This is a genomic window from Petralouisia muris (assembly GCF_004793545.1).
Taxonomy (GTDB): domain Bacteria; phylum Bacillota; class Clostridia; order Lachnospirales; family Lachnospiraceae; genus Petralouisia; species Petralouisia muris.
Map to the genome: position 1 here is coordinate 70,116 of NZ_SRYA01000022.1, position 14,083 is coordinate 84,198.

Genomic DNA, 14,083 nt, shown 5'->3' on the forward strand with positions numbered 1-14,083 from the left:
TAATTTATTTTACAGGATCTAAATATAAATTAAGAATATCCAAAAGTTTCTCCGGTACTTCCAGTTGAGGAAGATATTTTGATTCAGAAATACAGGAAGATTCAATGGAAGGATTGCGGGAAATATAAGAGTTAATAATTGACTCACTTTCAGAATTCCCCTTACTTCCGATCAAGTAAATGCTGTTGTTGATTTTTTTCAGTGCATGTACGATGTTGATATTTGTATAATTTGCTTTGATGCTGGATAAAAGATATTTACCACAGCTGTTATTCATATGTGCTGCTTCGTAATAAGTACCAATTGTTTTGCTTGGAACCATATGGCTTTTGTAAAAATATTCTTCATGAATAATGCGATCTATGGCTTTTTCGGAAAATACAATATTATAGATCATGGTTCCCAACACTGGAAGATCAAGCATAAATTTTAGAGCATTTTTACGTTTATTGGGCGTCTTTGCCAATGATTCCAGAGAAGAAGGATTAATAATTATAATTTTATTAAAATGGTTCGGTTCCATATTGCAGGCCATAAGAGCAAAGGATGTGGAATCACCAGAAGCAATCAGATCTGATTTTGTTCCAATTACATTTTTGATGAAATCAGTAATTAATTGAACAAAGAGATAATTACTGTATGTCATATTTGGTTTATCACTTCTTCCGCATCCCAACAGATCAAGACAATAAACAGTATGTTTTTTGGCAAGGTGCTTTGCGATTTTGTCCCATTCACAGGAAGAGGAAGCAGGATTTAAATCATGGATCAGAAGAAGGGGCTCCCCTTTTCCCTGTTTGCTGTAGAAGACGTTTCCATATCTCCAGTTAAAGAATGTTCCTTTATCTGTGTTCAGATAATTTTTTAATGAAGATGAAATGCTGATTGCTTTATTGATACCATAAATACTGATGGTTGTTAAAGTACTTAAGAGCAGGCAATTACGAATCTGTTTTTTCATTTTAACAGCCTCCTTTCATATTTTATCAGAGAATTCTTTTCCTATTCGCTCCGTACAGTTCTATTTCTATTACTATTATAGACGAAACAGACAGGATATACAAATAAAATATATTTATAATTAAAAAAATTAAAATACATCTTTTCTTATTTTCATTTTTGAGATAAAATATAGATAATCAGCATTTTAGTTTTTAGTCAATACTTCATTAGAGTAATATGGTACATGTTTACAAAATAACATTACAAACATATGTTCTTGAATGGGTAGAAATATGATAATTAAGTATTTAGAAAAAATGCATCATGAGATGTATGAATCAAAATTGAATGTAGAAAGAGAAAATCAAAAAAAGAAAATTCTTCTAAGAGATAATATTAGATTTATTCAGGCATTGGAAAATTCTCTGGATGAAAATTTTGAATCGTTTACCCCGAGGGATGTGGATCAGGAAATTCATGCGAAGATTTCTTCCTTGAAGGAAGAACAGAAAAAGCTGGAAATGGAAATTAATGAATCTGGAATAGAAATATCAAATTTGGATGCACATCTTGATGAATTGGAAAGCGTATTAAAAGTTGCAAGGGAAAAAGAAAGAAACCAATTAAATAAAAAGGATTTGAAACAAAAAAGAGGAATATATCAACGTAAAATTTTAGAGATACAGGAAATAGAGCGTCAGCGTATTGCCAGGGAGTTACACGATTCCGTAGTTCAGAGTCTTACAAATACGATTCATAAGATTGAAATTTGTTCAAAGATTATGGAAGTGGATTCCGTTCGATGTCGATTAGAACTTCATGTACTTTCAAAAACGATTCGGGATATTATTCAGGAAATGAGAAATATTATTTATGATTTACGTCCAACTGCACTGGATAATATCAGGCTGGAAACTCTAATAGAAAATGAAGTTTCTAAAATTAGTAAAAGTGAAATTTTGAATGTTTCATATGAAACATTGGGTGAATCTATAGAGCTTTCTCCTATGATAACCTTGAGTGTTCTTCGTATTGTACAGGAAGCATGTAATAATATTTTAAAACATGCAAAAGCAAAAAGTGTACTTGTACAAGTAGAATACAATAAAGAAAATGTTTTTGTTAGAGTAGAGGATGATGGAGTTGGATTCACTATAAATGATATTCAAAATTTAAAGAAAGAAGATGGTTCAGGATTAGGAATATCCATGATGAAAGAACGTGTCTTTCTTTTCGCTGGAAGATTGGAAGTTAATTCTGAACCGGGGAAAGGAACCAGGATTTTAGTAGAAATACCAATTGACAAGGAGGATGCGTAATGTCGGCGAAAGTTGTAATTGTAGATGATCATTCTATGGTTCGGGAAGGTTTGAAACAATTGCTGGAATTGGAAGGTGATGTACAGGTAATAGGAGAAGCAAGCGATGGACTTGAATGTCTGAAATTGTTAGAAACTACTGTTCCGCAGGTGTTGTTATTGGATATCAACATGCCAAATATGAATGGATTGGAGGTTTTAGAGCGTCTGAAAGAGGAGAACGTAGATTTTAAAATTATTATTTTAACAGTTCATGACGAAATTGAATTTTTATTGAAAGCAGTAGATATTGGAATTAATGGCTATTTATTGAAGGAGTCAGATTCTTCTGAATTAAAAAAAGCAATTTTTCATGTGATTAATGGAGAGACTTATATACAGCCAAGTATGATACCATTGTTAAATTCAAAGATGGTACAAAGAGATCATGAAAAAGTAAAGATTGATTTATTAACCAAACGTGAATTAGAGGTTTTGAAATTATTGTCGGTAGGACTTTATAACAAAGAGATTGGTAAGAAATTAGAAATCAGTGAACGTACTGTAAAAAATCATATTTCCAGTATTTTTAAGAAAATTGAAGTGACAGATCGGACTCAAGCTGCGGTCTTTGCAATTAAAAATAATTTAATTAATGTGTTTTAAATAAAATGAAGAGAAGAATGTTTCACGTGAAACATTCTTCTTTTCATATGATGATTTTTTTATGCTTATTGTTGAAAGTTTGTCTTGATAATTTTTTTATAGGTTCTGCATCTGCTGAGCAATAGATACCTTTGTGCAGACTGTTTAGTAAATATGTCAATCGTACAATTGAATGTATCATGTATAAGAAATAATAAAGAATGTGCTAAAAAGTATTTTTAAATTACTTCAGGTTAAAAATTTTTATCTAAAAAATTCAAACATTATTTGGTGAATTTTTATTCAAAAAAATGTTTCACGTGAAACATTTTTAAACGAATTTCCTATAGTAATAAATTGTAGAAAGTGATATAATTAGTATTAGCATAAGAGGAAAGGAAAAGAGTATGGGAAGGATTATTGCAATAGCCAATCAGAAAGGCGGAGTCGGCAAAACTACTACAGCAATTAACTTATCTGCCTGTCTTGTAGAAGAAGGAAAAAAGGTATTGACCATTGATATGGATCCCCAGGGTAATACCACCAGTGGGCTAGGCGTAGAAAAATCAGATTTGGAAAATACAGTATATGAACTAATGCTTGGTGAATGTACAATTCGAAAAAGTATGGTTCAGACTGAAATTGAAAATCTGTATTTAATACCATCCAATGTAAATCTTGCCGGAGCAGAGATTGAACTGCTGGGCATTGATGAGAAAGAGTACATTTTAAAAAATGAAGTAGATTATATTCAGGATGATTTTGATTTTATAATTATTGACTGTCCTCCTTCATTGAATATGCTTACCATCAATGCAATGACCACTGCAAATACTATATTGGTTCCAATTCAATGTGAATACTATGCTTTGGAAGGGTTAAGTCAATTAATACATACTATTAATCTGGTGCAGACAAGATTAAATCCTAGTCTGGAAATGGAAGGAGTAGTCTTTACTATGTATGATGCCAGAACCAATTTATCTTTGCAGGTTGTTGAAAATGTAAAAAGTAATTTGAATACTACCATTTATAAGACTATTATTCCAAGAAATATTCGATTAGCGGAAGCTCCCAGTCATGGATTACCAATAAATTTGTATGATGGAAAATCTGCTGGAGCAGAAAGTTATCGTTTATTGGCAAAAGAAGTAATAGAAAGAGAGGAAGATTAAATGGCAGCGGCAAAAAAAGGCGGGTTGGGAAAAGGATTGGACAGCCTTATTACCAATAAGGTGGGTGCTACAGGAACAACAGATGCAGTCAGAATTCCGGAACCAGATAAGGAAGTAATCTTTGTAAAAATTACAAAAGTAGAACCAAACAGAGAACAGCCTAGAAAAAATTTTGATGAAGATTCTTTGTTAGAATTGTCAGAATCCCTAAAACAATATGGTATTTTACAGCCATTGCTGGTGCAGGATAAAAAAGATTATTTTGAAATTATTGCAGGAGAACGGAGATGGAGAGCTGCAAAAATGGCAGGATTAAAAGAAATTCCTGTTATTATTAAAAAACTTTCAGAACAAGAAATTGTAGAGATTTCTTTGATTGAAAATATTCAAAGAGAAAATTTAAATCCAATTGAAGAAGCTTTGGCTTTTAAAAGATTACTGAATGAATTTCATTTAAAACAGGATGAAGTAGCAGAGCGGGTATCAAAATCCAGAACAGCAGTTACTAATTCTATGAGACTTTTAAAATTGGATGAAAGAGTACAGCAAATGGTAGTGGATGATATGATTTCTACCGGACATGCCAGAGCTCTCTTAGCAATTTCAGAAAATGATAAACAATACAATTTGGCACAACAGATTTTTGATGAAAAATTAAGTGTAAGAGAAACAGAAAAACTGGTAAAAAAATTACAAAATCAAAAACCGGAATTACCTAAAAAAGCGGAAGAAGATAAAATGTCATTATTCTATGAGGATATGGAACAAAGGCTAAAATCTATTATGGGAACAAAGGTTGCTATTCATTATAAAAATAAGGATAAAGGAAAAATAGAAATTGAATATTATTCTAATGATGAGTTGGAAAGAATTATAGAATTATTCCAATCAATTCATCAGACTAAAATTTAATTAAACATATGTTCTAAAAAAATAAATGGAGGAAACGATGAAGTCAGACTTTATAGGGCTGTATTTTACAGTAGATGATTTTTTACTGACATTTGCAATTATGGCGGCGGTCATGCTGCTGCTGTTTATATTACTGATTGTAAATATCATAAAGTCAGGAAGATTGAGAAAAAAATATGAAGCTTTTATGATGGGAAAAAATGCTGAGTCCCTGGAGGATACCCTAATAAAACGTATTCAGCAGGTGGACGAGCTATTGGAATTTGAAAGTGAAAACAGAGAAAATATACAGAAAATTACCAATAGTTTAAATAATACATTCCAGAAAGTTGGAATGGTAAAATATGATGCTTTTCACGAGATGGGTGGAAAATTAAGTTTTTCTCTGGCATTGCTGGACCAGAAAAATGATGGATTTATTATAAATGCAATGCATACCAGAGAAGGATGCTATACTTATATCAAAGAGATAGTAAGTGGAAATTCCATAATTGTACTTGCGGATGAGGAAAAAGAAGCATTAGATATTGCAATGGGGACAAAGAAGTCAAATGTACCGGTCGAAGATTAAGAATATCAAGCTGAAATCCGAACCGTTGCCCGGGCAAAAGGAATAGCAGGGCGGAAGTAATGTTAGGAGTACAATATGAGAGAATATCGAGTATCAGAATTAACAGGAAATGAAATTTTGGCGAAACCCGTATGTCTGGACAATGGAAGTGTGATTTTGGAAATAGGAACTGCATTAAAGGTCAGTTACAAAGAATCTTTAACTTCCTTAAATATCCAGAAAATATATGCGGAAGATCCTTTTGAAAAGTATGAAAAGGTGAATTTATATTTTAAGCCGGATGTATTTCTGAAATTCGAAAATGATTTAAAAGCGATATTGTCTCAGCATATTTATAAGGAACACAGTGGTTTGAGAAAATTGGAGAATCTGGTAAGAGAACTGGTTAATGTGTTCGAAATGACGAAAGAAGACAGAGCATTGGATATTAAGGATCGGACTTCTGATATGTATGAGCATACAATTTATATTTCTCTTCTGGTGATGTTATTAGGAAAGGAGTATGGATTTTCCAGAAAAAGAATGGAAAATGCAGTATTGGGATGTCTCCTGCATGATTTAGGTTACCGATACATAGATATCAATTACAAAGGTTATTCCTGGGACGATTTAAATTATTCTCAATTGCATGAGTTAAAGAAGCATACAGTTCTTGGATATACAGCTTTGGAAAATGAAGTCTGGATCCCTGAAATTTCCAAATTGATGGTTTTATCCCATCATGAGAGATTAGATGGAAGCGGATATCCTTTAAGACAAAAGAACAATCAGAAAGAATGCCGTATGATACAGATTTGTGATGCATTTGATTGTGCAGTGTCAGGTATGGAATCATCAAAAAAAACAATTATTCAGGCGTTTGATTTGATTTCTGATAAAGAAAAATTCGAAAGCCGTATGGAAAAAATATTAGAAAGAAAGATTGGATTTTATCCTGCAGGCACTGTTGTGAAAACAGAAGAAGGAAAAAAAGCTGTTGTAATATCACAAACAGAGAATGCACAAGCTCCGATAATTTTGTATACCGGAGGTATGAAGGAAAATCATTTTGTAACAGAAAATCTTAACAGAAAAAAAGCTCCAAAGATTACAAATATTATTTAAAAGAAAATAGATAAAAAAATTGAAAAACAGGATCGAATGTTATATAATAATTGAAAACCTTATCTTATGAAAGGGAGGGGAAAAGATTGCACAGTTATCTCCGCAGTATTGGATTTAAAGATTTAAATAATAGAAATGAAATAGAATTATTGATAAAAGATATCATAAAACATCCCGATAAGAAAATAATTACAGAAGATGAACAGGGAAATGTTTTTGCAGAATTAACCAGAGAATTCAGTGAATTTACAGGAATTGCAGTTCGTGGATTTTATATGGATGATGAATTCCATGTGGAATATTATTATCCGTATTTTACAGGAAGCGGAGTTTCTACAGAAGAAAGGGTTGACATTCAAAAACGATCTGACAGGGAAGCTTATGCCGGAGTCTGTGATGAAATGAGAATAGGCGTAACACTAATCTTTTATTTGCAGAATGCAGTGGAGTATCTGCAGGAACAGAGAACAAAAAATGGAAGGCGGATGCCAATTAATACTACAATTTCAGCATTGTCTGCCAGCGGGAAAATTATCCTTCCAGTTTATAAAAATGAGAATCAAATAAAAAGTGGTGAGAAATATACCATTAATCGGAATCATTTAATGGCAGCGGCACGGGATGGCGATGAGGATGCTATGGAAAGTCTGACTTTAGAGGACATAGATACTTATTCCATGATTTCCAGAAGAATCATGACAGAAGATATTCTTTCTATTGTTGATACTTATTTTATGCCCTATGGAATCGAAAGCGACCAGTATAGTATTATGGGAGAAATCCTTGATTTCTACACAATTGAGAATAAGAAAACTAAAGAAAAATCATATGTTCTTACCTTGAACAGTAATCATCTTGTTTTTGATATATGTATTAATCAAGATGATTTGCTTGGAGAGCCCGCAGCAGGCCGGAGATTTAAGGGGACAATCTGGATGCAGGGACATATTAATTACCAAATGTAATGGATTATAATTTGGTGGATTCTCGATTGGGGATTGACAAAGTATAAAAAAACAATTATAATATAATAGATTTTTTGAATGTCGCTATAGCTCAGCAGGATAGAGCGACCGCCTCCTAAGCGGTAGGCCGGAGGTTCGAATCCTCTTAGCGACGCTGAAAACATCGCCGAAAACATTGATTTTTCAAGGTTTTCGGCATTTCTCATTTTCAAAATAAATTTGAACTCGTAGCAATGTGCGATTAGCAAAAGCGGTTTTTGCTAATCAGATTTGACTAAAGAGATATTGAACTGTATAGATTGCAGGGATAAGCAGGATTTTGAATACGGTACCATGCGTATATTGCAGGACTGATAGATGCGTTTCATATTATGGCAGTATTGTTCTCAGAGAAATGGGATACGGAGAGAATAAGAGAAGCCTTATCACGAAAGAACAGGTAAGGCAGATAATAAAACTGAATAGATTTTTAAATTGCCGATTGGTATTGTTTAAAAAACAAAAAGTTGGTGAAGGGAAAACAGAAATTTATCAGCCAGATAATGATGAGCAAAAGCTCTGTCCGTTCTGCTGAGGATGTGGACGAGGTCGCCCTCTCTTTTACGGAGGTAAAAATGCTTGCCACAGGCGACGAGCGTTTCAAGGAAAAAATGGATTTGGATATGCAGGTGGCGAAGCTGAAAGTCTTGAAGCAGAGCTATCTTTCCGAGCATTAAGACCTTGATTTACTTCCGTGGCTGTTATGACAGCGTAGGCTATCTGAAAAAAGCAGGAATTTTATAGCGGACTGACCGAGGAAAAGGCGGTGTTGGCATGAAAGCTGATGCCGTCTTTTACATAACCATGTAGTGGAAAATTTCATAAGTATATGGTAAAATAAACAAAAATTTAAAGTGTGAAAGGTGCCTAATATGGATTACTATGTGGTTGATACTTTTACTGATAAGTTGTTTATTGGCAATCCAGCTTGCATATATGTGTCAGAAAATACACTTTCTAATGAGGTTATGCAAAATATAGCATTTGAAAATAAACTTATCCGAAACAGCATTTATTTATAAGAATGGCAAGGATTATATATTAAGATGGTTTACGCCATCATTTGAAATAGACCTTTGTGGTCACGCAACATTAGCAGCTGCTTTTATTGTCTTTAATCACTTAGATTGCAATTCAGATAAAGTTAATTTTGAAACTGTTAGCGGCGTTTTAAGTGTTATTCGAAAAGGGGATTTGTATGAAATGACTTTTACAAAAAGAATAGCACAGAACATTATGGAAAAGCCAGATATTATTGAATCACTCAGTTTTGAGCCGTTTGAGCTTTATTCCGAACGGGATTTATATGTAATAATGAATAATGAAGAAGAAGTTAAAAATTATATTCCAGATTACACGAAACTTAAAAAATTAGATTCTTGGCTTGGAATTGTAATAACAGCAAAAGGTAATAATGCTGATTTTGTTTCGAGATATTTTTGTCCAGAATTGATGTATGAAGACCCAGTAACAGACTCTGCCCACAGCACTTTAGTACCAATATGGAGCAATAAATTGGGAAAAAATAAACTATTAACAAAACAATTATCTAAAAGAGGAGGCACTCTCTATTGTGAATGTAGCAATAATAATATAAAAATTTCAGGAAATGCGGTCATTTATTCAAAAGGAAGTATTTTGTTATGACTATGGTGCGACTAAAAATTTATTTTTATAAAGTAGAATGGATGCTATAGGGATTGGTAAAGAGGGATAGTTTTAATGAAAGTATTAGATATTTTTTCATGGTTGCCTGCAAAAGAAATTAGTTTGGAACAATTAGAGCAGATTTTTATAGATTACAAATTTGGTATTTATAATAGTGAATACATTGTTTTATCTGAACTTCCAAATAATGTATCCGAAGATATTTTGACTTGTAAAAATGAATTGCTGAAAGAGGGAAAGAAAGTTACTTTCATTTTAAAAGGAGAAAAAGTCATTGCTGTCATTGGTTATCAAGAGTGACAGAGAGAAAGAGCTGATAAGCTATATGTTCCTTATTGGTAATGTTATAGAGGTGTTGAATAATGAATCAAAGAGAAAGGATAATTCGTTTGTGGTTTGATATGTGGCTGCAACAAAAAGACTTAGGGATAGATGATATTTTTGCGGAAGATGTTATTTATATTGAAAGTTGGAGTCCGAAATATGAAAACCGCATAACCGTTAAACATTGGTTTGAAGAATGGAACACTCGTGGTAAAGTTCTTGTATGGGATATAAAACAGTACTTCCATAAGGAAAGCCAAACTATTGTAGAATGGTATTTTAAGAATGAGATGAACGACGGTAGCATTGAGGAATTTGATGGTATGTCACTTATCGAATGGACATCTGAGAACAAAATAAAATTGTTAAAAGAATTTGGCTGTAATTTAAATAATTATAACCCATATCAGCATGGCGATGTACCACAATTTAGAAAAGAACAGGCAAATTGGTTTTGATATAAAATGTGAAAATCATAGAGGTGACATATTAATGAAAGAATATATAACAAAGCGGGTACATGAATTGTACTGGAAAGAAGATATAAATTGTGCAAGGACAGCACTTGTCTGTTTGAGCGAATTATTTGAAATTGTCATTGAGCCGCAAACAATCTGGTCTGCGGTTGGATTGCATGGTGCGGGTGGTTATAGGGCACAATGTGGTTTAGTTGAAGGTACGCTTATGTTCATGGGAATTTATCTTCATATGATAGGAAAATCAGAAGATGAAATTGTATCTGCCTGCTATAATTTTGCGTCTGCCTTTGATAGAGAATTTGGTTCATTAAGATGTTTTGAATTACGTCCTACGGGTTTCTCAGAGAGCGACCCACCACATATGTGTGAAAACTTGACTTGTAATGGAATCGGATTTGCATATCAATATATTTTGGGAATCACATAAAAGTAAGTAAAAACTAATTTGTTAATGCCCAATAGTTAGGATTGAACATTGTTTGATGCATAGCTAAATAAAGATAAATTTTCTATATAGCAGATATATAAAAGGCTGGATAATTTAAAATTTACAGTCTGGAAGTAAAAGCAGACTTACGAAGCAGAATCTAAAGGTAGGACATTATGAAGAAAGCATCTCTGATACTGAGTATAATATTTATCATTTTAACCTTTGTTGGTGCAGGATATGTTTTGTATAATGGTGGAAATATAAATGCGGGATATGCTATTATTCCAATGGTATTTGCCCTTGTTTGTATCGCCTTTTACCGAAATAGAAAGTGACTATTTTATGTTTATCTGTAAATCATGATTGGAATTAAATACTATTTTACATAGCCGAGAGGTTTTCATTTACGAAAATCTTTCGGCTAATTCTATTTCTGGAGGTGATTTTTATTTGAATGAGAGCATCTAAACCCTATGTGCAGATTGCCCCAGACGTGCTTGAACAGGCAAGGCAGATAGATCTGCTTTCCTATCTTCGAGGCTATGAGCCGGGCAACCTTGTCAAAGTCAAAGGAACAACGAACGTGTACTGTACCGCCGAGCATGACTGGAAACCGCCGCCCCCTGTCGTGAAAAAAGACGAGCCAAAGGTGCTGCTCCTGCCGCCAAAGAACAAGAACTGCGACAGAGTGGCAGAGTATCTTTTCGGGCATGGCATTGTTTATCAGCTCATACAGGAGTGCATTGCCGAGGGAATTATCTTTGAAAGTGCCGATTACCATAACGCTGTTTTTATTGGCAAGGATGAAAGCGGAACGCCGAAATACGCCGCCTGCCGTGCATTTATTTGAAGCCGCCATTGACTTACTCTCCTATGCCACCTATTAAAAATGCGAGGGAAAAGATTATAAGGCTGAGAATCTTCTCTCCCTGTCGGGCGTGTACCAGCTGAAGAAAGAGCTGAAAAATTGTTGCAGAAAGACTTCCGAATCGTTGATGAACCGCCGCCAGCCGGCAAGGACTTCAACAATTTTTTAATGTCCTATCTGGGGATTGCAAGGCAGAAACCGAGCCGTGAAAGGGGGATGCCCGATGATTGTCGGATGATTTTTTTTTCTGGTTGAACAGCCAGACAGAAAAGAAAAATGAACAAAGAAAGAGAGGAATTTGCCATTGAAACAGTACGATGTTACGCCCACAGGTCACTTTGAAAAGACCGTTTCCATTTATGCAGACAGCCCCGAACAGGCGGCGGAAAAGTTAAAGATTATCCTGTTTGACGCCGATCTTGTGAGGTTTTCCGATGGGGATTTTGTCTGCAGAGAAGCGGACATTAAGGACGAAAATGAGGACGGTTGTGAAGAAAATAATGTGATGCAAGAAAGGTGGTAAGAGAGATAAATACATCAGTAAATATAGCGGGAATATCTTTTAAGAATCCAATTATGCCTGATTCTGGAACATTTGGCTCAGGACAAGAATATAGTGAATTTATTGATTTAAACCAATTAGGTGCTGTTGTTACAAAATGTGTTTCTTACTATCCGTGGAAGGAAAATCCACCGCCAGAATCATGGAAACAGCTAGTGGAATGATAAATGCTGTTGGTCTACAAAACCCAGGAATTGATGTTTTCTTAGAGCGGGATATTTCATTCCTGCAAAAATTTAATACAAAGGTAATTGTTAATGTTTGTGGTAACACAGTCAATGATTATATAAAAGTTGTGGAACGCTTATCTTAACAGGCAATAGATATGTTGGAAATCAATATATTATGCCCTAATGTAGAGCATGGAGGGATTGCTTTTGGTCAAGACCCAAAAATGGTGGAATATATAACAAAGGAAATCAAAAAAGTAGCTAATCAGCCTATCTCTATGAAATTAACACCAAATGTTACTGACATAACAGAAATTGCAAAAGCGGCTGAATGTGGCGGGGCAGATGCTCTTTCTCTAATAAATACGATTACTGGTATGAGAATTGATGTAAAGAAAAGAGATTTTAGTGTTGCAAATAAAACAGGTGGATTATCTGGTGCAGCTATTAAACCGATTGCACTTCGTATGGTCTATCAAGTTTATAAGGCAGTTCAGATTCCAATTATTGGAATGGGCGGAATTTCAACAACGGATGATGCATTGGAATTTATTATGGCAGGTGCGACAGGGGTTGCGATTGGAACTGCAAATTTTAACAATCCTTATGTCATGTTGGAAGTTATTAAAGGATTTGCATCCGCCATATGAAGCATATTCTCTGCTTATCCAAGTGACAGCGGGGTGTACGCATCACTCATGCAAATTTTGTACGCTTTATGAGGATTTGTCTTTTAAGTTTAAGTTATCATACAATTTTCGGATAATATTCTTTTACCATTTTCGCTAATGCTTTTAGTTTTTCCGTATTTAAGACAACTATGAGCTCCTGTCTGTTTATTTTATAAACATGATAACAGGAATATAGAAAGGCTTAAATTACCAACTTTTTTGTGGGTAATTAGTCAGGTACGACGTTTTTACTGATTAGTTCCTGCTCTCTGCCATTGTCCTTTAGATACTCAATGACGATATGCTGCATGATACTCAATGCTTCTAAAATCTCCCAGCCGAAGCCGTCATAATATGATTGGTTTCCATTTGCCTTTAATCATGTCGTGAACCAGTTCTAAAGGGCAGGTATAGTCATCTCTCATTTTCATATATCATCATCTCCTTCGGATATTTTATAAGGATTTCTTTTTCTTTTCCATAACTTGAAAAAACGGAAGTTTATGTTTTTTTCATAGGTAACTTGAAAATGAAAGGAAATATGTTATAATATCCATAAATATGTTTTAACATATTTATGGGAGGATGAATATGGATAACCAAACGATTGGAAAGCGGCTGAAGAAAGCCCGTCAAAATCTTAATATGACTTTAGATGAATTAGCGGAAGTAACGGGTGTTAGTAAGCCGATGCTCGGTCAGATTGAAAGAGGGCAATCATCTCCGACAGTTACGACACTTTGGAAAATTGCAACTGGTATGAAAATACCGTTTTCGTCCTTTTTGCAGGAGCAAGGGGCTGAATATACCGTAGTTAATTTGCAGGAACGGGATGTGCTGATAGAGGAAAATGGGGCAATGAAAGTATATACGCTTTTTGCATTTGACCCTATTCGCAGTTGTGAAGCATTTTATATTGAATTTGAATCTGGATGTGAACATATGTCTGACAAACATAACGATGGTGTTGAAGAATACATTTTTGTCATTCACGGAAAGTTGGATATGGTTTTGAATGGAACGGAGATTACATTAGGAGAAAAACAGGCAGTCCGATTTGAAGCTAATATTCCACATTCGTATGTGAATCCCTATAAAGATACTTGCAATATTTATAATTTTATATTTTATAAGGAATGAGAGGATTTGGAATGTTTGAATTAAATCAAGTCGGTGAAAGAAGCTATTACATTAACTGCCCTGCAAAAATCGTTAAGGAAAGAATCGAAGGTGGTGCAAACGAAAAAGCAGCTTTGATTTT

16 protein-coding genes, 1 tRNA gene and 4 pseudogenes are annotated in these 14,083 nt (G+C 34.1%); 19 read left to right on the forward strand and 2 right to left on the reverse strand.

Annotated features, from left to right (window positions below; genetic code table 11):
* Positions 1-4: 4 nt before the first annotated feature.
* Positions 5-961, reverse strand: coding sequence for an alpha/beta fold hydrolase (locus tag E5329_RS12455; protein ID WP_135989858.1), 957 nt, complete (start codon positions 959-961; stop codon positions 5-7).
* Between the two features lie 274 nt (positions 962-1,235).
* Between E5329_RS12455 and E5329_RS12460 the strand changes: the two genes are divergently transcribed.
* The 18 genes and pseudogenes from E5329_RS12460 to E5329_RS12535 all read left to right on the forward strand — a co-directional run bounded on the left by E5329_RS12460 (position 1,236) and on the right by E5329_RS12535 (position 12,801).
* Complete coding sequence (locus tag E5329_RS12460; RefSeq protein WP_168356604.1) at positions 1,236-2,261, forward strand: sensor histidine kinase; 1,026 nt, start codon at positions 1,236-1,238, stop codon at positions 2,259-2,261.
* Positions 2,261-2,905, forward strand: a complete 645-nt coding sequence (locus E5329_RS12465) for a response regulator (protein ID WP_135989860.1) — start codon at positions 2,261-2,263, stop codon at positions 2,903-2,905. The genes E5329_RS12460 and E5329_RS12465 overlap by 1 nt, the downstream gene beginning before the upstream one ends.
* Positions 2,906-3,291: 386 nt before the next feature.
* Entirely contained in the window at positions 3,292-4,059 is a 768-nt protein-coding gene (locus tag E5329_RS12470; RefSeq protein WP_135989861.1) for a ParA family protein, read from the forward strand.
* On the forward strand, positions 4,060-4,971 hold the full coding sequence (locus E5329_RS12475) for a ParB/RepB/Spo0J family partition protein (RefSeq protein ID WP_135989862.1): 912 nt from the start codon (positions 4,060-4,062) through the stop codon (positions 4,969-4,971).
* A 37-nt stretch (positions 4,972-5,008) separates the two neighbouring features.
* Positions 5,009-5,542, forward strand: a complete 534-nt coding sequence (locus E5329_RS12480; protein ID WP_135989863.1) for a DUF4446 family protein — start codon at positions 5,009-5,011, stop codon at positions 5,540-5,542.
* A 75-nt stretch (positions 5,543-5,617) separates the two neighbouring features.
* A complete protein-coding gene (locus E5329_RS12485; RefSeq protein ID WP_135989864.1) occupies positions 5,618-6,646 on the forward strand; it encodes an HD-GYP domain-containing protein in 1,029 nt (342 codons plus the stop codon).
* A gap of 86 nt (positions 6,647-6,732) precedes the next feature.
* Positions 6,733-7,611, forward strand: coding sequence for a DUF3881 family protein (locus E5329_RS12490; protein WP_135989865.1), 879 nt, complete (start codon positions 6,733-6,735; stop codon positions 7,609-7,611).
* An 80-nt stretch (positions 7,612-7,691) separates the two neighbouring features.
* Positions 7,692-7,765, forward strand: a tRNA-Arg gene (locus tag E5329_RS12495).
* A 349-nt stretch (positions 7,766-8,114) separates the two neighbouring features.
* Positions 8,115-8,321, forward strand: a pseudogene (locus E5329_RS12500) (hypothetical protein); the annotation flags it as partial.
* Positions 8,322-8,331: 10 nt separating this feature from the next.
* Positions 8,332-8,394 carry a DUF6664 family protein gene (locus tag E5329_RS32550; RefSeq protein ID WP_408634654.1) on the forward strand — a complete coding sequence of 21 codons (63 nt, stop codon included), beginning with the start codon at positions 8,332-8,334 and terminating at the stop codon, positions 8,392-8,394.
* 240 nt (positions 8,395-8,634) lie between these two features.
* Positions 8,635-9,297, forward strand: coding sequence for a PhzF family phenazine biosynthesis protein (locus E5329_RS12505; RefSeq protein WP_275443224.1), 663 nt, complete (start codon positions 8,635-8,637; stop codon positions 9,295-9,297).
* Positions 9,298-9,372: 75 nt separating this feature from the next.
* On the forward strand, positions 9,373-9,618 hold the full coding sequence (locus E5329_RS12510) for a hypothetical protein (protein ID WP_135989866.1): 246 nt from the start codon (positions 9,373-9,375) through the stop codon (positions 9,616-9,618).
* Between the two features lie 62 nt (positions 9,619-9,680).
* Positions 9,681-10,100 carry a nuclear transport factor 2-like protein gene (locus E5329_RS12515; protein WP_135989867.1) on the forward strand — a complete coding sequence of 140 codons (420 nt, stop codon included), beginning with the start codon at positions 9,681-9,683 and terminating at the stop codon, positions 10,098-10,100.
* 34 nt (positions 10,101-10,134) lie between these two features.
* A complete protein-coding gene (locus E5329_RS12520; protein WP_135989868.1) occupies positions 10,135-10,548 on the forward strand; it encodes a C-GCAxxG-C-C family protein in 414 nt (137 codons plus the stop codon).
* Positions 10,549-10,724: 176 nt separating this feature from the next.
* A complete protein-coding gene (locus tag E5329_RS29745) occupies positions 10,725-10,886 on the forward strand; it encodes a hypothetical protein (protein WP_168356605.1) in 162 nt (53 codons plus the stop codon).
* A 119-nt stretch (positions 10,887-11,005) separates the two neighbouring features.
* Positions 11,006-11,674, forward strand: a pseudogene (locus E5329_RS32180) (hypothetical protein).
* A gap of 49 nt (positions 11,675-11,723) precedes the next feature.
* Positions 11,724-11,942, forward strand: coding sequence for a hypothetical protein (locus tag E5329_RS12530; protein ID WP_275443225.1), 219 nt, complete (start codon positions 11,724-11,726; stop codon positions 11,940-11,942).
* A 53-nt stretch (positions 11,943-11,995) separates the two neighbouring features.
* Positions 11,996-12,801, forward strand: a pseudogene (locus E5329_RS12535) (dihydroorotate dehydrogenase).
* Positions 12,802-13,172: 371 nt separating this feature from the next.
* Here E5329_RS12535 and E5329_RS32555 read toward each other — a convergent pair.
* Positions 13,173-13,253, reverse strand: a pseudogene (locus E5329_RS32555) (winged helix-turn-helix transcriptional regulator); the annotation flags it as partial.
* Positions 13,254-13,413: 160 nt separating this feature from the next.
* On the opposite strand from E5329_RS32555, the gene E5329_RS12550 reads away from it, so the two are divergent.
* Complete coding sequence (locus tag E5329_RS12550; protein WP_275443226.1) at positions 13,414-13,962, forward strand: helix-turn-helix domain-containing protein; 549 nt, start codon at positions 13,414-13,416, stop codon at positions 13,960-13,962.
* Positions 13,963-14,083: the final 121 nt, after the last annotated feature.